Raw genomic sequence first — 19923 nt, 5'->3', positions numbered from 1 at the left:
CAATTTTTTCTTATTCTACGCAAAAAAGGTACCCTTATTAAATGCGTTCTTCTAATTCTCTTACTTCCATTGTATTTTATTATGGAAGGAAATAATGAATATTGGCAATTGATACCGGCAGAGAGTAACTTTAAAATTTTCTCCGGAATTGTGGCTGTCCTTCTTATTGTTTTTTTTGTATTACAACTTTTTCTCCATAAAGAACGGGCGATGTTAATACTTGGATGGGTTGCCATTCATTATTTATACTTTTTGTTTATTTACAAATTCGTAGCAAGCATACCTTATGTAACAACATTGAAACAGTATAAATATTATTTGCCATTTCTGATTATTTGCTCGCTTGCTTTTTTCTTTGTTGTCGTTCGGGCCAAAATAGAGCATATCGCAAAATTCAACTTATACATTACTGCACTGTTTATAACGATGCTTATGTATGAAGCGGTGATTGCAATCAAAAATATTAGTTCAAAAAGTAAGACAACCGTTCAATTGCTTGATGCTGTTAAAATAAAGCCGATTGACTATGCTGCTTCTTCTGACGTGTTTTTGATTATCCTTGATGAATATGCCGGAAGCAACACTTTGCAATCGGAGTATCATTATTCAAATGATGGTTTTATTACAGAGTTGGAGAATCTTGGTTTTTTTGTAGCGAAAGCGGCAAGATCGAATTACAACGGCACCATGTTTTCTACTTTATCAATGTTGAGTATGAGTTACCTCGATTCTGTTTCAATTGGCGATCTGAAATCTGCAAAGAGCTTTGCAAAAGCAGCAAAGACAATTGAAGAAAACAGGATTTTTTCTTTTTTTGAATCTGCTGGCTTTAAACTTGTGAATAACAGTTTTCTTCGCGTGAAAGGCACTGATAATGATCCTTTTCTTTTTTTACCAGTTGAGGATCGCTTGCTAATGGATAAAACGTTTGGGAGTGTAGCACAAAATGACTTGTTATTGAATGTTTCTTCGAACAAAGTACAAATAGCCTTTAAGTCATTTTATGCAAGAGTCGATAAATATAATCAGGATCGGATTGAAAACATCAAGCATTCAGTTTCTGATACTGCAAGTAAGCTATTTGTGTACACCCATTTAATGATGCCTCATAGCCCTTACCTGCGAAACGAAAAAGGAGAGCTGCGTCAAATGTCAGTCGCTCATAAAGAACTTTTACAAAAGAGGTACAACGAACCGTATCTTGCATACCTGAAATTTAGTAATAAAGTAGTACTGGATCTTATTAAGCAAATCCTTGCTGCCAGAAAGAGGCCAACTGTTATTGTTGTCAGTGATCATGGTAACAGATTTTACAATGGTAAAAGGAACGAGCGTGACGATTTTTCAAATTTTATTTCTGTGTATTCACCTAATAGAAAATACAATGGATTTACAGATTCTGTATCGTTGGTGAATGTTTTCAGGCTTTTGCTTAATAATCAATTTAATCAGAACTTAGAAATATTGGAGAATCGGGAAGTGAATGTTACAAAAGGGGTTCTTCATCACTAAACATTATGACTTTAAATATTGATTTTATCTTGGCTATACCGGTTGTGCGTAAATGCCTTCTTTTACTGAATAGATTCACAGGTTGGCCTTTGTTTTTCACATTTTCAATCATCGGCATTGTATTTTCATTTGCATTTAGATCTCGTTTAGCAGAATTGCCTTATCAATTTGGGATAGAGGCAATTGCTCTTTTTATGCCACCTTTTCTCGCAACAGTATTTGCTGCAATAATGGGCTTGAAAAATGGATTCACAGGCAAGTTGTTAGCTTTTACAATTGTATTATTCTTTATTCAATTACTACCTGTTACTGATCTTTTATTTCGTGTAATTGCACCCAACCCAGGCGAGGACTTTGCAAGAAATCTTGCTTATGCACAAAATATGATAGAGCAAAAGACATTATGGGGGGGCGATCAAATTGCATATCCCGAAGAAGGAAAGGAGTTTGTTACACAGCCGGGGTATCGTTATTATTTGGCGTTTCAACTGTTTTGTTTTAAACATTTATATCGTTTTATAGGTGTATTGAATAGCTTATTATTTGTAATAGCATTGTTCTGGTTTATGAAAGCAATTGTAGTTACGGTTGAACAGAAATTGTTTCGCATACTACTTGTTTGCTTAGTGGCTTCAACAGTTCTTTATGCAACAAAAAATATTCTGATGGGACTTAACGAATGGTTGATGATTTTGTGCCTGCTGCTGAGTGTTTATTACTATAAAGTAAAATCAAATGAAATACTTGCTGTTGTTTTTCTTGCCTTGGTTGTTTTTGTTCGGCAGAATGCATTGCTTTCGGTAATGCTGATGTTTTTCTGGATGTTTTATAACAGTAAAAACAAAATTCTTTCATTGACTTTCTTTTCCCTCACACTTCTTTTACCGGTGTATCATAATTTGTATTACGCAGGTAAACTGCAGTTTTTCGTGAGTATTCACCAATGGCCTTTTCTAAAATATGTTTCTACTTCAAAACTTACACCTGCACATGCTGTGAATTATATGAATGTATTGAATAATGTATTTCATTACTTAGGATTCCATGTACGCAATACTGGTGTTATTGATTTTATCGAAGAGGGATTTTTTTTCTTACTTGCGTTTCCTGTTATTGTTTTTTATATACAGAAAAAATTCTTTTTGGGGCTACATCGCTTCTATTACCTCGCAACTGTAGCCTTAATGGTTGGGCCTACTGTTTTCTTAGGCACGCATTTTTACCCCCGGTTTGAGTTTGTTTGTTTTTATTTTGGAATTGCAGCATTTGTATTATTCATTTCTACTTCAAAGGAAAGGTTTCCATTAACAGAATGGCGGCTCTTTAATAAGAGGGAAACAATACCCTAGCTATCTCGCTTCCATATTTGTTTTAAAAAAAAGATACTTCCGGCTCCTCCAATAAATAAAAAAGGGAATATTGGTATGGTAAATCGGTAGTGCCATTCATTATAGGTAATGCCTACGAGATGCATCAAACTAAAGATGCATATGACAAACAGCAGTACAGTTCCTTTTTTTTCGGTGTTTAAAAGATGAAACGAGCCAAACAGAAAAAGAAGGTATAATAAATAATGTAAGAAGGCGATAAGATTGTGCGTTTTTGAATAATAAGGGCGGGTAAGCGTAAAGAAAGAGATTGCTTTTTTTAAGTATAATTTAAGCAGCCCGGATATACCGTTCTTTTGAGATAAAAATTTGTAAGCGTTTTTTAAAGCGTTTTTTTCTGTTGCATTAAATCCTTCTACCGTATACGTAGAACTGTCTACAATAACTCTTCCTGCTGCAATAGGTGTTATATAGCCCTTCGATTCAACAGGAACAGTAAAGGTGAACAACATCAATACGCAAAATGCAAAAGCAAATAAAAGTGATGCAGTTTTCAACGAAATGCTTTTTGTAAAATGCAACTTATACAGAACAAATGGTACAGCCAGGAATACTCCTGGTGGGCGGGCGAAGATTAGAATAATAAGCAGCAAGGACCAGAGGATGTTCTCCTTCCAAGTTGTTCTTTTTATTGTATAGAAAAGAGTAAAGGTTGTAATGGAAACAAAAAAACTATCACTAAACAATGTGACCACCCAGCTCTGTACAGGAAAGCAAAGCAGGTACGCTAACATGGCAAAATAGGAAATAACTGATTTTTTATACAGGAGGTCGATAGTTTTCTTTATGCAAAGAGCAGCAAGAAAACTTAAAATCGCTTGTACAAAAACAACAGTTGTGGTATTACCAAGTAAAAAGATAGCCGTAAGGAAAACAATGTAGCTGCTGTAAAATATATAATCTTTAAGAATATTTTCAGTTGAGCCGTTGCTTATTTTTTCGGCGGCAGAAATGTATTTTTCAGCTTCGTTGATAGTAATAACGCCGGTAAGGGTGGTTATACCTACTAAAAAAAGTGTGTAAACAATTGCAAAAAAAAAGTAAATGAAATACTCTCTTTTTATTACCTGATTCAACATTGTTTGTGAGTTACTTTTTTTGAAAAAGAATTCGGTTTGCTATCGGAAAAAACAAAAGGGCTGCAAGAATAAATAAAAACATGAAGCTAAAAATCAGTAGTAACTTTAATGTTCTCCATGAAAAATAAAGATTTATGTTGTTATTTCCCTTCTGTACCGGAACCGCAATAAAACCAGTTCCTGCTTTTAATACTTTTCCTGTGCTATTGTTATTTTTATATTGCCAATGCGGATAGTAGTTCTGTAAATAAACAAGATATCCGTCTTCTTTCGCATTAAACGACAACTGTAAATTGTTCATGGTAAATGCCTGAATGTTTTCCTGCTTAAGGAACTCCGACGCATTGAGTTTGTCTTCTTTAATTGAGCTACTTAAAAATACAAAAGAAAAATTTGCAACTGAGATGTTGCTGTCTTTTTCCAACATTGCATAGTACTCATAGTTGTTTTTTAGTTTAACCGGGTATAACACCGGTTTAGCCTTACCTATTTGTTTATTGTAAAAACTCCAGTCGCCAACCAAGGCACTATCCGCATTGGGTATCGTATCATGTAACATAAGTGGCTGAAGTTTAGGAGTAGGAACACCATAAGGCGATTGTTTGTGTATTGCATTAATACGTGCAACCGGCACTTTTCCAACACCGGTAAACGGCATGTGCAGAAATGTTGCTATGATCACATCAAGAGCTGTAAGGAGTAATACTTTTGAGTAAAGCTCTTGCGTAAGAGCTTTTTTTAGGAACAACAAAAGAATGATTTGTATAAGCGAATGCAGAAACAAGGTGTCAAAAAACTGAATTTGATCGATAAAAAGTTTTAAAATATCTCTCCAGTTTGTTGTAGCGGTTGTATCGATAGATGTTAACACGGAGTTACCCTGTACGAGCTTAATGAAGGAAAATGTAAGCAGACAAGCAAGACTCACTAACAATACATTTATTAACTGGGCTATCGTCTTTCTAAATTCAGGATGGGTAGTGTAATAAGTAAATGTATCAATAGCTGTAAGAATAAAGCATATAATAGTAAAGATGCGAAACTCAGCATTTACACGTACATAGCCGATCAGCGGAAGATAGTTGTGTGCAAACAATTTTATAGCACCCCCTAATGAAATAAGGAAAAAGAATATCCCTGTGAAGAAAAAAAAGTAGTGACGTTTTGTTTTTAGACTAAAAAACGAAGCAATAAAAAACACAGCAAGCGTAAGGCTAAAATAAATATTTCTTAATGCAATATCGTTTCCGAAAAATGATTGTCCTTTTACTGTGCCGAACGGCACAAATAGACTTATCCAACTCTGGAAATTAGTGTTTTCTGAAAGCGAAAGAGAGAGAGAAACTTTTGCGTTTCGCACAAAAAAAGGGAGGATGTCTGCATAGCTGACAATAATGCCAATACAGCTGATGAAAACCAAAACAAATAGAAAAGAAAAGCGCTGCAGACCGCTTATCAATGCTGGCCTTTGTTGTTCTTTATATCTATTATAAAGGAGAAAGAATACAAGTGGAATAAAAAAGTAAATAGCTCCGATGGTCATGCCTGGGTGAGCGGAACTGATGAATAAAAGAAAGGCAATTGTAGTAATACAGTAATACTTCAGTCGTCCGGATTTGTTAATAGCAAGTATGCCCCAAATGCACCAAGGAAGAAAAGCTGAACTACTGATCCAATTTAAGTGCTGAAGGTGACCAATAACAAAACCATTACACATATATGCAATTGCGGCAATTAAACGTATCGAATAGTTTTCTGTGAAATGTTTAGATAATTTGTACAGACCGATGCCTCCGGCCAGTACATAAAACAGTTGTTCAATAGTAATACTATATGCATTGTAGCCAGTTGTTAACGCAATAATCCAAGTAATGGGGTTCCAATAGGCGCCGTTCATATCTGCATAAAAAGGTAGGCCAAATGCGATATAAGGATTCCAAAGTGGAAACTGTCCGTTTTTTAATGCTTCGCTTAGTAGAAACTTCGGTGGAAAATAACCTAGAAAAAAATCATTCTTTAAAGCAAAAACAAAACTGACGACCGGGAGAAAGGCTATCAGAAATACTATTAATATAAACAGGTAAGGCCTTCTTTTTTTCACTTGCAGGTTGTGGTAGTTTTGCTCAAATATACAATTGCAGCGTTTAATTTTTCGGCATCTTTATATGCCGCAGCAGTTGTAGAGAAACAGGTATATTTATCGAAATTTGAACAATACATGAAACTTCATTTACAAGCCGACGATGCCGGAATAGGCAAGCAGGCTACCGAAATGATACTCGATGCATGGGAGCAAGACATGATAAATGGGTTTGGTATTGTATCGAATAAGAATTGCGGGGAGCTTATAAAGGCAACACTTACAAAAAACAAGGAACGGGTTTGTATAATTTCTGCTCACTTGAATTTAACCGATGGTGCGGCATTATCAACATGTAATAAAACAACAATTACATCAGCCGAAGGTCGGTTAAACACAGGGTTTGTAAAAGCTTTTTTTTATTTACTTATAAACGGCAAAAGAAAGAAGCAGTTTCTAAATGATGTATACAAAGAGTGGAACTGTCAACTTAGTTACATTAAGGAGATAACTGCCAATCGGGAAGTGTTAGTTATTAATGGTCACAATCATATACACATGCTTCCTTCACTCTTTGGTATTACGAACCAGCTGGCACAAAAGTATAATATTCCGTACGTACGAGTAATACAAGAACGTGTAATGACGCCGGGAAAGTTACAGATACACAGATTGTTCTTTTGGAAAAATTTCTGCAAATTAATTGCACTTCGTATTTGCAGGGTAATTATTCAAATTAGGAAAATGAAATACCAGCCTTTTACTCAGGAAAATTTTGGTGTTTTGTATAGTGGCCATATTACAGGGATGCATCTGCAAAATGCAATAAGGAGTGCGGAAAAAAGAAGGGTTCGTTCACTTGAAGTAATTCTTCATCCAGGGCAATCACAGGAAGATGAAATGCAACAATGGGCTTCGTTTAAGTCTGGAAAAGATTTTTTTACTCATACTCGGCGTAGAAAGGAATGGGAAGCATTAAAACAATTGAAAGAAGCGAATGGCGTTACAGATTTACATTACTGATTCAAAGCAGTTGGATATTGAAAAGTATTGCCAGTTACAAAGGGCTGCATTTGCTGATGTGTTTGCAAAGTCGGGTATTGATACGTCGTATCTCGATACTGCTTTTTTCACATGGAAGTATAATCCCCCTGCGGGGCCTGCCCGCATTGCAGTTGCTGAAGAAAACGGAAAATTACTTGCCTCTGTAGCCATGTATCCGGTAGAATTGTTGCACAATAAAAAAATTAAACAAGGGTGGCATTTTGTTGAGGCAGCTGTACTGCCTGAAGCAAGAGGCCGCAGGTTATTTCCTGCTTGTATGAGCATTTTAATGGAAAGCTTAATGAATGATGAGTTGATTTATGTTTTTCCAAACAGGAACAGTTTTGCAGCTACTGAAAAAATAGGATTCAGACAATTAGAAGAGGTGCCTTTCCGTACAGGTATTTGCCGGAGGAAAGAAAAGGGATTAAATTTTGAAGCTTCGGCATTATTTCTTGGTGAACAAGATGAATATGCACAAAAAATTAATGCAGAAAAAAGGCTGAGTATTTATCGTAGTGCCGATTATATGAACTGGCGATATATACAACATCCTCATGCAGAGTATTATTGTTACTCAGCTGTTGATGCAGGAATCGTTGGAGGAAATATTGTTATACGGCCGATTTGCGTAAAAGGTATAAGAATGTTGTTGCTGATGGAGGCGCATGCAGTGGATAATGGGTCTGCAAAAAAAATAAATCTTTTCCTTCGGCAAGTGGCAGCAACCGAACGTTGTTCATTGATAGGGATGTTTTCAAATAACCCAATGAAGTTTGGGGGAGCAACTGGCAATTTAATTCGTGTTCCATCTTTTCTGTTGCCGAAAAAGCAAGTGTTAATGCAATATGAAAAACAATCGGTTAGCAATGCAGAGTGGCTTATACAAACAGGCGATTGGGATGCATTTTAATCAACATTAATCATTTCATCAATTATATATAAAGGGCGTTTTTTGCTTTCTCTAAACAGGCTGGCAACATACTCACCCATTAACCCTACAACAAGAAGCTGTATTCCTCCCATAAATGTAACAACGGTCATAAGCGACGCCCATCCTGGTACAGTTTTCCCTTGGAAATAGTTTATGATTGTAATTGTTAATAGAATAAATGAAAAGAAAGATACAATTGAACCTATAAGCAATGAAATACGAAGAGGTTTAAAACTAAAAGAAGTAGTTCCTTTAAGTCCTAATCGAACCATTGTTGAAAAATTGTACTTACTTTTTCCATGTAACCTGGAAGGAGCATCGAAAGGAATTACTGTTCTTCTGTAACCAACCCAACTGAAAATTCCTCTCAGAAAAAGATCTCGCTCTTCAAATTTCCGGATGGTGTGCATTACTTTACTAGAAAAGCCTCTAAAATCAGAAACATTCTCTTCAATTGGAACATCAGAAAGAAAGTTGATGAGTTTATAAAAAAGCTTAGTAAAAATCTTTTTTGAAAAGCCTTGATTCTCTGTCTTTCTGCGACGAGTTAATACAATATCGAAACCATTATTGAGCTTCTCAAGTATTTGAGGTAAGAAGGCTGGAGGATGTTGTAAATCCCCATCCATTGTAATTATATATTTACCATCTGCATAATCAATACCGGCCATTAACGCATTTTGATGACCAAAGTTTCTTGAGAAAGAAATACATTTCACACGATTATCTGCGTAGGAAAGCTGTTTTATTTCCAGAATTGTATCATCTGTACTGCCATCGTTAATAAATATTATTTCAAAATCCTCCGGCGTAAATTTCTTTAGCTCATGATAAAGCGGAACAATATTTTCCGCTTCATTCATTACTGGTATTACAATTGAAATTTGTGGCATTTTAAGGCAGAGGTTTTGATTTAGAATAAATATCAGCAGTTTTTTTCAAACAAACGAAAAGGTTCAACCAGCTTATTAAGAAGAGGAGCTTACTGCAACTGTGTATTTCGTAAAACGTACTTACCAATAATATCAAACTCAAGGTTTACGGGCGAGCCTGGTTGTAATTGATGAATATTTGTGTATTGGTAGGTGTAAGGAATGATTGCAACACTGAAGCTGTTTTGCTGCACATTAAAAACAGTAAGGCTTGTTCCATTGATTGAAGCTGAGCCTTTTTCTACTAAAAGATTGGCAAACTCCTGGGGAAAAGAAAATGTGTACAGCCAGCTTCCTGCTTCTTCTTTTACAATTTCGCAAATGCCGGTCGTATCTACATGGCCCTGAACCAGGTGTCCATCAAGTCTGCCGTTCATTAACATACTCCTTTCAAGATTTATTAAGCGGGAGGGAGCCCAGGTTGAAAGATTGGTTTTACTTAAAGTTTCTTTTACAGCCGTAACACGGTGCTCATCTTCTTTTAACGCATCAACCGTAAGGCAAACGCCGTCGTGTGCCAGGCTTTGATCGATCTTTAATTCGTTCGAAATAGAAGATCTGATCCAAAAACTCCGGTTGCTACCGGTTTCAAGCACTTCTGTTATTGTGCCTGTAGCTTCAATAATTCCAGTGAACATAGTGCAAAATACCAGTTTTTCGCTGTGATAATCAACGGCTATTTTCATGGAGCCTTCAATTAATGTGTATTTATGCGCATTTTGACAGCAAAGAAAATAGGCTGAAATTGAAAAATTATTCGCCTTAAACAGATTTTGTTTGCTGATTCCCTTATCTTTGCGCCTCAAAATTCCTTAAAGGAGGTATCTAATTATGCTGATTATCGATTCTAAAGATTGCGAAAACATTGACAAGGCGCTGAAGAAGTACAAGAAGAAATTTGAAAAAAGTAAAGTGTTGCTTCAGTTGCGTGAGCGTCAATCGTACACAAAACCTTCTGTTCAACGCAGAGGTCAGGTGTTAAAGGCAATCTACAAACAGCAGATCGCCAGCGGTAAGATCGAATTATAAGATTCCCATCTTATCAAATAATAGCAAATAGCCGTAGAGTTGTATAACTTTACGGCTATTCGTGTTTATGGAATTTAATGCTGATCCACATATCCAGGCTTTTATTGATTACCTGAAATTTGAAAAAAGGTATTCTATACATACAATCCGTTCTTACCAGGACGATCTCCATTTTTTCTACGAATATCTTGCCGCAACTTTTGGCAATCTTCCGTTACCTGAAATTAAACCAACATTTATCCGTAGTTGGCTGGCAAAGCAAAAGGAAGAAGGGCTTTCCTCAAAATCGCTCAATCGGCGCATTTCATCGTTACGTTCCTATTTTAAATATCATTTACGGCAGGAGAGTATTGCTATTTCTCCAATGACAACGATTGTAACTCCTAAAGTAAGTAAGCGACTGCCTTCCTTTGTTGAACAAAAAGATACCGAACTGCTTTTTACACATATAGAGTTCCCGGATAATTGGGAAGGTGTTTTGGAGCGGATGATTCTTCAGTTGCTCTATGCATCCGGTATGCGTTTGAGTGAATTGCTTGGATTGAAACAAACTCAGGTGAATCTGGCTAAGGGGCAGCTTAAGATATTAGGAAAGGGCAATAAAGAAAGATTGATCCCCCTTTCGGAACAAATGCAACAGGAGATAAAAAACTATCTTCTGAAAAGGAAAGAACGGTTTGGTGAACGTGATGGACAGGAATTGTTGTTGCTTAATGAAAAAGGGAAAAAACTATATCCTAAGTATGTGCAGTTGGTTGTAAAAAAATACTTGTCGCTTGTAACCACAATAGAAAAGCGAAGCCCCCATGTGCTGCGGCATACGTTTGCCACACATTTAATGAATAATGGGGCAGAGCTGAATGCTGTAAAAGAATTGCTTGGTCATAGTAGTTTAGCTGCTACACAGATTTATACGCACAATACAATCGAAAAGCTAAAGGATATTCATAAAAAGGCCCATCCAAAAGCCTGATTAAAGCACGTAGCACCGATGTTTTCTGTTAATGAAATGACAGTAAACGCATGTGTTAAAAATGCCTGTAATAAATAAAAAATATTTTGAGAAATGCGCCTGCTGCCGTAACTTGTTATCACTGGAAAATGCTGTACCCAAAACCAGAAAAACCAGTTCTTTCACATTATTTATTCACTAGCTAAAATTTGGAACGCTATGACCGTTAAGATCCAAACCGTACGTTTTGACGCAGACGCAAAACTGATCGAGTATGTTAAACAGAGAGTGCAGAAACTTTACAACTTTCACGACAGGATCACGAAAGTTGATGTGTTTTTAAAACTCGACAACGTAGTTCACAACATTAAAGACAAAGTAGCAGAAATTAAAGTACACGTCCCAAAACAGCATCTATTCGTTAAGCAAACATCCAAATCATTCGAGCAGTCTTTTGATGAAGCATTAGATTCGCTCATCACCCAATTAAAAAGAAGAAAAGAAAAGCAATACGATCTCTAAAAAAACATTTCAAAAGCCCTCCGCAAACGGAGGGCTTTTTTTTGCCTTCAACTTTCTTATAAAAATCCTGATATTTTTTTTGTAAAAATTTTTCGGTTTGCTGTTTTCCATTACCTTTGCCTTCCCAAAAAACGGGGTGCATGCTTCAAAGCAGCAAAAAGTTCTTTACAGTATTGACTTTTAATTGATAAGGTTTGATTGAATTACTTATCTTGCCGGCCTTTCCGGTATATCAATCACTCCGGTTTTATAGAAAAAGTAAAAGTAAAATTGCCACTTTAGCTCAGTTGGTAGAGCAGCTGATTTGTAATCAGCAGGTCGTTGGTTCGAGTCCGACAAGTGGCTCTCGGTTTAGGGCAGGTTCCAGAGCGGCCAAATGGGGCGGACTGTAAATCCGCTGTCTTTCGACTTCAGAGGTTCGAATCCTCTCCTGCCCACAAACAATTTGAATATGTGCCAATTTGAAAGTTCGATAATTGGTCATGGTTAAGTTCTTTTGCGGCTGAAAATTTGGAAACGATAATTTTTAAATTATCTCATTTTCAAATTTTCAAATTGCATTGCGGGAGTAGCTCATTTGGTAGAGCGATAGCCTTCCAAGCTATAGGTGGCGAGTTCGAGCCTCGTCTCCCGCTCCAGGAAAGTTCTTTTAGAAGTTAGATGTGAGAATATTTCACTAAACTCTACCAGCCGTTGTAGCTCAGTGGTAGAGCACTTCCTTGGTAGGGAAGAGGTCGTGAGTTCGATTCTCACTAACGGCTCAGTTTGTTTGAAGCCTGGCCTTAAACAGTTGAGTGAATAGAAAAACGATGAAGTGTGCGACGCAACGATGTTCCGCAAAGAACTGTTGCCGATAACATAAAAGAGTTTAACAGTTTTTGTAAACACAAATTTTAAAACAAAATAAGATGTCTAAAGAGACCTTTAAGCGGGAAAAACCCCACGTAAACGTTGGTACCATTGGTCACGTAGATCATGGTAAAACCACTTTGACTGCAGCTATCACAGACATCCTTTCTAAGAAAGGTCTGGCTCAGGCAAAAAAATATGATGAAATTGATGGTGCGCCTGAAGAAAAAGAGCGTGGTATCACTATCAATACTGCACACGTAGAATATCAAACAGCTAACCGTCACTACGCACACGTAGATTGTCCTGGTCACGCTGACTACGTAAAAAACATGATCACTGGTGCTGCTCAGATGGATGGTGCTATCCTCGTAGTAGCTGCAACTGATGGTCCTATGCCTCAAACTAAAGAACACATCCTTTTGGCTCGCCAGGTAGGTGTACCTAAGATTGTTGTGTTTATGAATAAAGTTGACTTGGTTGAAGATGCTGAGTTATTGGAACTGGTTGAAATGGAAATCCGTGACCTGTTAAGCTCTTATGGCTTTGATGGTGACAACACTCCAATCATCCAAGGTTCTGCTACCGGCGCTTTAGCTGGCGAAGCTAAATGGGTTGCTAAAGTAGAAGAGCTGATGGAAGCTGTAGATACTTACATTCCTCTACCTCCCCGTCCGGTTGATATGCCATTCCTGATGAGTGTTGAAGACGTATTCTCAATCACAGGTCGTGGTACTGTTGCTACTGGTCGTATCGAGCGTGGTATCATTAAAGTAGGTGAAGCCGTTGAGATCGTAGGTTTGATGGAAGCTCCAATGACTTCTACTGTAACTGGTGTTGAAATGTTCAAGAAACTTCTTGATCAAGGTCAGGCTGGTGATAACGCAGGTTTACTCCTCCGTGGTATTGAGAAGAAAGATATCCGTCGTGGTATGGTTATCTGTGCTCCTAAATCAATCACTCCTCACACTGAATTCAAAGGTGAAGTTTACGTATTGAGCAAAGAAGAAGGTGGTCGTCACACTCCATTCTTCCAAAAATACCGTCCTCAGTTCTACTTCCGTACTACAGACGTTACAGGTGAAGTAGAATTACCAGCAGGTACTGAAATGGTTATGCCTGGCGATAACACAAACCTCACTGTAAAACTTATCCAGCCAATTGCGATGGAAAAAGGTTTGAAGTTTGCGATTCGTGAAGGTGGCCGTACTGTAGGTGCAGGTCAGGTAACTGAAATCTTAAAATAAGCTAAGGCAAGGCTTTTAGCTTTAGCAAATGGTGTACATTTGCAACATATAACTAAAAGCTGTTCCGGTAAAGGAATAGCTTTTAGTTTTCTACGGGCATGGTGCAACGGTAGCATACGGGTCTCCAAAACCTTTGATCTGGGTTCGAATCCTAGTGCCCGTGCGAAGTAAATCTGAAAATTCATCAATAAGCCGGTTATAATGATCGGTTTATTGGTGAATTTGGTTTTCAACTTCAAAAAATTTCAAATTACTCTGATGAACAAAGTATCCGCTTATTTCAGAGACTCTTACAGAGAGTTGCTCGAAAAAGTAACCTGGCCTACCTGGCAGCAATTGCAGCAATCAACAATGATTGTGCTTATTGCTACGCTTATCATTACTGCTATTGTGTGGGTAATGGATCTGGGTATTGCCAGTGCGCTTCAATTCTTTTATTCATTCTTCAAATCTTAATCTATGTCAGAAACCGCCAATGTGGAAACCAGTAAGTGGTATGTGCTTCGTGTCGTGAGCGGCAAAGAGAAGAAGGTGAAAGAATATCTTGATAAAGAAATTTCACGAAATGGCTGGAGCCACATCGTTAAACAAGTATTTCTTCCCGTTGAAAAAGTATACAAAGTAGCAAATGGTAAAAAAGTTGTTCGTGAACGTAACTTTTATCCCGGCTATGTAATGATTGAGGTTGAAAATGGTAAAATGGGTGATGATATTCGTGAAACCATCAGCAACACCAGCAATGTTATTCACTTCCTCGGTAAAGAAAACCCGATTGCTTTACGTAAAGCAGAGGTAAATAAAATGCTGGGTAAGGTAGATGAAATGGCAGATGCTACAGGCATGACCATGAGCGAACCATTCATTGTTGGAGAAACAATCAAAATCATCGATGGACCTTTCAACGACTTTAATGGTGTAATTGAAGAGGTGAACGATGAAAAGAAAAAACTGAAAGTAGCTGTAAAAGTATTTGGTCGTGCTACACCGGTTGAGCTCAACTACATGCAGGTTGAGAAACTAGCGTAAGAAAAAAGAACTTACTTAAAATAAAAATCCCCACTCAATTGAGTGGGGATTTTTTTATGTATCGGCAAATAGATTAATTACTATGCCTGATCTTCTGAACTTGATGTTTCTGTTGCAGGTGCTTCAGCTAATGGAAGTTCTGCCTGTACAGGTTCCGGAGCTGGTGTGGGAGCAGGAGCTTCAACAGCTGGTGCTGCTGCAACTTTTGCTTTAGCCGCTTTTTTCTTTGGAGCTACTTTTTTTGCTGCCGGTTTTTTTGCTACAGCTTTTTTAGGAGTTGCTTTTTTTACAGCCTTTTTAGGGGCTGCTTTTTTTGCTGCCTTTTTAGGAGCAGCTTTTTTAGCCGTTTTTTTCTTTGCGGCTTTTTTTACAACTTTCTTAATTGCTTTTTTAGGAGCAGCCTTTTTAGCTACTTTCTTTTTTGGGGCTGCCGCTTTTTTTGCTTTTTTAGCAGCTTTTTTAGGGGCTGCTTTTTTTGCTGCTTTTTTAGGAGCAGCTTTTTTAGCCACCTTCTTTACTGCTTTTTTAATGGCTTTTTTTGCAGCTTTTTTCTTTGCTTTTGCCATGTGTGTTACGTTTTTAGAGTTGTTTTTTGGGAGTAATTGTGAATTGAATTGAAAAATTAAAGCAAAATAATCAGCCAATAAAAAAAACACCTTCTTTTTTTATAACTAATTCTACAAAAGAACACGTGACCACAATGTAATTTGTAGTTGAAATGCAGTAAAAATCTTTCTCAAACCCTTTGCTGGTAAGGAAATGAGCCTTACCTTTGCCGTCCCAAAAAGTTCTTTAGAAGAATTATTTGTTTGGGAGTTCCGATCGGTTTCGGAACGTTATCACCAAAAAAACTTTTACAATGGCAAAAGAAATCACAGGATTTGTGAAGCTGCAGGTAAAAGGTGGTCAGGCAAACCCTGCACCTCCTGTAGGTCCGGCCCTTGGTTCGAAGGGTCTTAACATCATGGAGTTCTGCAAGCAGTTTAATGCAAGAACTCAAGACAAAATGGGTAAAGTACTTCCTGTTTTGATCACAGTTTACTCCGACAAGTCTTTCGACTTCGTTATCAAAACTGCTCCTGCTTCAATTCAATTAATGGAAGCGGCGAAAATTCAAAAAGGTTCAAAAGAATCAAATCGTGCTAAGGTGGGTAAAGTAACCTGGTCTCAGATCGAAGCAATTGCGAAGGATAAAATGCCTGACCTGAACTGCTTCACACTGGAAAGTGCAATGAGCATGGTTGCTGGTACTGCACGCAGCATGGGTTTAACTGTTGACGGTAAAGCCCCTTGGGAAAACTAATTTATTCACCTCTAATTTTTGAAACATGTCTTTGACTAAGAAAAGAAAAGTAGCAGAAGCAAAGGTGGATAACAATAAAGTTTATTCCCTGAAAGATGCTTCAACTCTCGTAAAAGAAATTAACTGCACTAAGTTCGATAGTTCTGTTGACGTTCACGTTCGCTTAGGTGTTGATCCTAAGAAAGCTGACCAGGCTATCCGTGGTACAGTAACTCTTCCACACGGTACAGGTAAAACTAAACGTGTACTCGTTCTTTGTACTCCTGATAAAGAAGCTGATGCAAAAGCAGCAGGTGCTGATCATGTAGGTTTGGATGAGTTCATTACTAAAATCGAAGGTGGCTGGACGGATATCGATGTGATTATCGCTACTCCTGCTGTAATGCCTAAGATTGGTAAGCTTGGTAAAGTATTAGGTCCTCGTAACCTGATGCCAAACCCTAAAACAGGTACTGTTACAAACGATGTAGCTGCAGCTGTTAATGAAGTAAAGGGCGGTAAAATTGCATTTAAGGTTGATAAAGCGGGTATCGTTCACGCTTCTATTGGTCGTGTAAGTTTTGCTCCTGAAAAAATTGCTGAAAACACGCAAGAGTTCCTTAATGCGTTGGTTAAAGCAAAACCTTCTACTGCAAAAGGTACTTACCTGAAAAGCGTTTACATGGCAAGCACAATGAGCCCTGCCATTAGTGTTGACACAAAATCATTCATGAACTAATCCTTTCCGGGTTATTAAAACTAAAATCATGACAAAAGATCAAAAAAATGAAGTGATTGAAGTGCTGAAAGGCAAGTTCAGTCAATACAATAACTTCTACATTACCGATACTGAATCGTTAACTGTAGAACAAGTGAGCAAACTGCGCCGTGCTTGTTTCGACAAAAATGTTGAAATGAAAGTGGCTAAGAACACACTCATTAAGAAAGCTCTGGAATCAATTGATGCTGAACGTTACAATGGCGTGTTTGATGCATTGAACAATGTAACTGCACTGTTGTTCTCAGAAAATCCAAAAGAACCGGCTTTGATCATCAGCTCTTTCCGTAAAGAAAGCAATGGTGAGAAACCAGTTTTGAAAGCTGCTTTCATCAATGGTGATGTTTACGCCGGCGATAATCAATTGAAAGCGCTTACGCAAATCAAAACAAAGAACGAGCTTATCGGCGAAGTTATCGGCTTGCTCCAATCTCCTGCAAAACGTGTTATTGCTGCATTGCTGCATAACGCTGAAACAAAAGGAGAAGCAACTGCTGAAGCAGCTCCTGCTGAATAAGTACGATCTACGAAGTTGGGAGTACACACTGTACATCTGACTTCAACTTAAACTAATAACCAATGCCTCTGAGGTTCAAATGAGGCACTATTTATAACCATCCGCCGGACTCCTGAAGAGAATGAAGGCGGTTAAAAAGTAAAAAAATGGCAGACATTAAAGCATTAGCTGAATCATTAGTAGGCTTAACAGTTAAAGAAGTTCAAGAATTAGCAGACGTTCTGAAAGCAGATTACGGTATTGAACCAGCTGCTGCAGCTGTAGTAGTTGCTGCAGGTGATGGTGGTGGCGCTGCTGCTGCTGAAGAAAAAACTTCATTCAACGTAGTTCTGAAAAGCGGTGGTGCTTCTAAACTGAACGTAGTTAAGATCGTTAAAGACTTAACTGGTCTCGGTTTGAAAGAAGCAAAAGACCTCGTTGATGGTGCACCTAAACCAGTTAAAGAAGGTGTTTCTAAAGCAGAAGCTGAAGAAATCGCTAACAAACTGAAAGAAGCAGGTGCTGATGTTGAGATTGCTTAATGCATTCTTTATACAACATTAACCCCGACGCTTAGTCGGGGTTTTTTTATGCGCAACGTTTTATAAGCGGCGGCTGTCTAGAAACAAACACTGTTAATTTTACAACAGCAAGCGAGTACATGAAGTTTATTAAACACTTACCTCTATTTATCTTTCTATTCCTGTTTTGTTCAAGTATTGGGTTTGAAAGCAAACTGCAGGCACAATGCACAACGCTTGGGCAAACACCGGCAACTGCATTTCCGGTATGCGGTACTGCTGTGTTTTCGCAAAGCAATGTTCCGAGTTGCCAGAACAGGGAGGTAATTGTTCCGGGTTGTGATATAAATCAAAACAGGTATTACGATGTAAATCCTTTCTGGTATAAGTTTACCTGCTTCACTTCCGGATCGCTTGGATTCCTTATTGATCCAATCAGCTCAAGTGATGATTACGACTGGCAGCTGTGGGATATAACAGGTATTGACCCCAATACCGTTTATAATAACACTTCCCGTGTAATAGCTGCTAACTGGTCGGGACTTACCGGCCAAACGGGAACAAATGGCTCCGCCAGTTCGCTTATACAATGTGGTTCGTTTAACAATACACATCCACCAAAGTACAGTCGAATGCCTAATCTGGTTGCAGGAAGAACGTATCTTTTGATGATCAGTAATTTTTCTAATTCGCAAAAAGGGTATAATCTTTCATTTGGAGGTGGTACGGCAGTGATTACAGATCCAAAAAATCCGTTGATGCAGGAAGTGCGTACCAATTGTGCAGCGAATGAATTAAGGTTGAAACTGAATAAAAAAATGAAGTGCTCAACCATTGCTGCAAATGGAAGTGATGTGGTTGCATTTCCCGGTAACATAACGGCAACGAATATGCGCCCGATTGGTTGTAACAGCAGTTTTGAAACAGACTCAGTTGTCATAACATTATCTCAATCATTACCCCCCGGAAATTATTCATTGCAATTAAAGAATGGATCTGACGGAAATACAATACTTGACCTGTGCGATCGTGCTATACCTACAACAGATGCCGTTCCGTTTACTGTTCTTGCGTTGCAACCGACTCCATTCGATAGTATTGTTCCGGTTACCTGTGCACCGAATAGTGTTCGCTTTGTATTTAAAAAACTCATTCGTTGTAACTCTATTGAACCAGGAGGTTCAGATTTCAGCATTAATGGAACATACCCTGTTATCATCACAGGAGCAAAAGGAAACTGTAATGCAGATGGACTTACTTCAGAAATCATTCTCAGTTTTTCACAACCCTTACAGCAAGCAGGAACATTTGTTGTAAGCATAAAACAAGGAAACGATGGTAACACCGTGATGGATGAATGTAATATCGAGACTTTACCTGCACAGTTGTCGTTTTCTGTAAAAGACACCGTGAATGCAGATTTCATTTTCAATATCAACTACGGCTGTACTGCTGATACAGTAACCTACGTTCATGCAGGTGGAAATGCTGTAAGCAGCTGGCTTTGGAATTTTGGAACAAACGGCACAGGAACAAATCAACAGGAAGAAGTGATCTATAACAGTTTTGGAACAAAGAAAACTACACTGATTGTTTCAAATGGTTTTTGCAGCGATACCAGTTCGCAGGATGTACATCTTAATAATTTCCTGAAAGCTGATTTTAATGTAAATCCTTTTTTGTGTCCTGATAGTTTATTGTTTGTACAGCCGGTACCTGTTACTGAGCGACCGTTGCAGTTCTTATGGGAATTTGGAGATGGTAATACAAGTACCGATTCTTTACCAGCCCCTCATTTATATTCTTCTTCAACAACGGAAAGGAAATATACAGTGAGGTATACCATCACCAATGATCTTGGTTGCAGCGACAGCATGGAGAAGATCGTTACACAACTCAGCACCTGCCGCATCGATATTCCCACAGCATTTACACCTAATGGTGATGGGTTAAATGATTTCTTTGGCCCGTTGAATGCATTGGTAGCTGAAAATTTTCTGTTCAGAATTTATAATAGATGGGGTGGACTTGTTTTTGAATCGAAGGACTGGACCAAGCCTTGGGATGGAACAATAAAAGGCGCACCACAACCTGCTGCAAATTATGTCTGGACTTTGACTTATCGTGATTTGGTAACTGGCAGAGAGGTAAGCAGGAAAGGAAGTTTTATCCTGATCCGTTAACATGCGTGCTTCTAACAAATTCTGCACAACCGTTTGCAGAAAGCCTCAATATTTGTAATGGTTAACTTT

The 19923-nt window shown here is 38.0% G+C and carries 20 protein-coding genes and 5 tRNA genes; 21 read left to right on the top strand and 4 right to left on the bottom strand.

Annotated features, from left to right (window positions below):
- The first annotated feature begins 81 nt into the window (after positions 1 to 81).
- Positions 82 to 1512 (top strand): hypothetical protein, encoded by a 1431-nt coding sequence (locus ESA94_RS05475; protein ID WP_129129825.1) that lies wholly within the window; start codon positions 82 to 84, stop codon positions 1510 to 1512.
- Between the two features lie 194 nt (positions 1513 to 1706).
- Entirely contained in the window at positions 1707 to 2861 is a 1155-nt protein-coding gene (locus ESA94_RS05470; RefSeq protein ID WP_129129824.1) for a hypothetical protein, read from the top strand.
- On the opposite strand, the gene ESA94_RS05465 is transcribed toward ESA94_RS05470, so the two are convergent.
- On the bottom strand, positions 2858 to 3979 hold the full coding sequence (locus tag ESA94_RS05465; protein ID WP_129129823.1) for a hypothetical protein: 1122 nt from the start codon (positions 3977 to 3979) through the stop codon (positions 2858 to 2860). The genes ESA94_RS05470 and ESA94_RS05465 overlap by 4 nt on opposite strands.
- A gap of 10 nt (positions 3980 to 3989) precedes the next feature.
- Positions 3990 to 5876, bottom strand: coding sequence for a YfhO family protein (locus tag ESA94_RS05460; protein WP_129129822.1), 1887 nt, complete (start codon positions 5874 to 5876; stop codon positions 3990 to 3992).
- Positions 5877 to 6197: 321 nt separating this feature from the next.
- On the opposite strand from ESA94_RS05460, the gene ESA94_RS05455 reads away from it, so the two are divergent.
- Both ESA94_RS05455 and ESA94_RS05450 read left to right on the top strand, forming a co-directional pair.
- Positions 6198 to 7082 (top strand): ChbG/HpnK family deacetylase, encoded by an 885-nt coding sequence (locus tag ESA94_RS05455; protein WP_129129821.1) that lies wholly within the window; start codon positions 6198 to 6200, stop codon positions 7080 to 7082.
- Positions 7057 to 8016, top strand: coding sequence for a GNAT family N-acetyltransferase (locus ESA94_RS05450; RefSeq protein ID WP_129129820.1), 960 nt, complete (start codon positions 7057 to 7059; stop codon positions 8014 to 8016). The genes ESA94_RS05455 and ESA94_RS05450 overlap by 26 nt, the downstream gene beginning before the upstream one ends.
- On the opposite strand, the gene ESA94_RS05445 is transcribed toward ESA94_RS05450, so the two are convergent.
- Both ESA94_RS05445 and ESA94_RS05440 read right to left on the bottom strand, forming a co-directional pair.
- Complete coding sequence (locus tag ESA94_RS05445) at positions 8013 to 8930, bottom strand: glycosyltransferase family 2 protein (protein WP_129129819.1); 918 nt, start codon at positions 8928 to 8930, stop codon at positions 8013 to 8015. The two genes, ESA94_RS05450 and ESA94_RS05445, sit on opposite strands and share 4 nt — an antisense overlap.
- Before the next feature lie 89 nt (positions 8931 to 9019).
- The gene (locus tag ESA94_RS05440) at positions 9020 to 9655 is read right to left on the bottom strand and encodes a riboflavin synthase (protein WP_240670992.1); all 636 of its coding nucleotides are present in this window, start codon (positions 9653 to 9655) and stop codon (positions 9020 to 9022) included.
- 145 nt (positions 9656 to 9800) lie between these two features.
- Here ESA94_RS05440 and rpsU point away from each other — a divergent pair, with 145 nt between their 5' ends.
- The 17 genes from rpsU to ESA94_RS05355 all read left to right on the top strand — a co-directional run bounded on the left by rpsU (position 9801) and on the right by ESA94_RS05355 (position 19854).
- Positions 9801 to 9998: a 30S ribosomal protein S21 gene (gene rpsU, locus ESA94_RS05435; RefSeq protein ID WP_129129818.1), complete on the top strand. Its 198-nt coding sequence runs from the start codon at positions 9801 to 9803 to the stop codon at positions 9996 to 9998.
- A gap of 67 nt (positions 9999 to 10065) precedes the next feature.
- Entirely contained in the window at positions 10066 to 10971 is a 906-nt protein-coding gene (locus ESA94_RS05430; protein WP_129129817.1) for a tyrosine-type recombinase/integrase, read from the top strand.
- A 198-nt stretch (positions 10972 to 11169) separates the two neighbouring features.
- Positions 11170 to 11472: an HPF/RaiA family ribosome-associated protein gene (locus ESA94_RS05425; RefSeq protein ID WP_129129816.1), complete on the top strand. Its 303-nt coding sequence runs from the start codon at positions 11170 to 11172 to the stop codon at positions 11470 to 11472.
- Between the two features lie 272 nt (positions 11473 to 11744).
- A tRNA-Thr gene (locus ESA94_RS05420) sits at positions 11745 to 11817 on the top strand.
- A 9-nt stretch (positions 11818 to 11826) separates the two neighbouring features.
- Positions 11827 to 11909 (top strand) — tRNA-Tyr (locus ESA94_RS05415).
- Positions 11910 to 12034: 125 nt separating this feature from the next.
- Positions 12035 to 12110 (top strand) — tRNA-Gly (locus ESA94_RS05410).
- Between the two features lie 51 nt (positions 12111 to 12161).
- Positions 12162 to 12233 (top strand) — tRNA-Thr (locus tag ESA94_RS05405).
- A 147-nt stretch (positions 12234 to 12380) separates the two neighbouring features.
- Positions 12381 to 13568 carry an elongation factor Tu gene (tuf, locus tag ESA94_RS05400; protein WP_129129815.1) on the top strand — a complete coding sequence of 396 codons (1188 nt, stop codon included), beginning with the start codon at positions 12381 to 12383 and terminating at the stop codon, positions 13566 to 13568.
- A gap of 92 nt (positions 13569 to 13660) precedes the next feature.
- Positions 13661 to 13731: transfer RNA gene (locus tag ESA94_RS05395), tRNA-Trp, on the top strand.
- 95 nt (positions 13732 to 13826) lie between these two features.
- Entirely contained in the window at positions 13827 to 14024 is a 198-nt protein-coding gene (secE, locus tag ESA94_RS05390) for a preprotein translocase subunit SecE (RefSeq protein ID WP_129129814.1), read from the top strand.
- Positions 14025 to 14027: 3 nt separating this feature from the next.
- The gene (gene nusG, locus ESA94_RS05385; protein ID WP_129129813.1) at positions 14028 to 14594 is read left to right on the top strand and encodes a transcription termination/antitermination protein NusG; all 567 of its coding nucleotides are present in this window, start codon (positions 14028 to 14030) and stop codon (positions 14592 to 14594) included.
- Between the two features lie 165 nt (positions 14595 to 14759).
- Positions 14760 to 15212 carry a hypothetical protein gene (locus tag ESA94_RS21580; protein WP_205755909.1) on the top strand — a complete coding sequence of 151 codons (453 nt, stop codon included), beginning with the start codon at positions 14760 to 14762 and terminating at the stop codon, positions 15210 to 15212.
- A 241-nt stretch (positions 15213 to 15453) separates the two neighbouring features.
- Entirely contained in the window at positions 15454 to 15897 is a 444-nt protein-coding gene (gene rplK / locus ESA94_RS05375) for a 50S ribosomal protein L11 (protein WP_129129812.1), read from the top strand.
- A gap of 25 nt (positions 15898 to 15922) precedes the next feature.
- Complete coding sequence (gene rplA / locus ESA94_RS05370) at positions 15923 to 16615, top strand: 50S ribosomal protein L1 (RefSeq protein WP_129129811.1); 693 nt, start codon at positions 15923 to 15925, stop codon at positions 16613 to 16615.
- A 28-nt stretch (positions 16616 to 16643) separates the two neighbouring features.
- Positions 16644 to 17171, top strand: coding sequence for a 50S ribosomal protein L10 (gene rplJ, locus ESA94_RS05365; RefSeq protein ID WP_129129810.1), 528 nt, complete (start codon positions 16644 to 16646; stop codon positions 17169 to 17171).
- 146 nt (positions 17172 to 17317) lie between these two features.
- Entirely contained in the window at positions 17318 to 17692 is a 375-nt protein-coding gene (gene rplL, locus ESA94_RS05360) for a 50S ribosomal protein L7/L12 (protein WP_129129809.1), read from the top strand.
- Positions 17693 to 17811: 119 nt separating this feature from the next.
- Entirely contained in the window at positions 17812 to 19854 is a 2043-nt protein-coding gene (locus ESA94_RS05355) for a T9SS type B sorting domain-containing protein (RefSeq protein WP_129129808.1), read from the top strand.
- Positions 19855 to 19923 lie beyond the last annotated feature (69 nt).

Source organism: Lacibacter luteus, assembly GCF_004118265.1.
Taxonomy (GTDB): Bacteria; Bacteroidota; Bacteroidia; order Chitinophagales; family Chitinophagaceae; genus Lacibacter; species Lacibacter luteus.
This window is presented reverse-complemented; position numbering and strand designations above follow the sequence as displayed.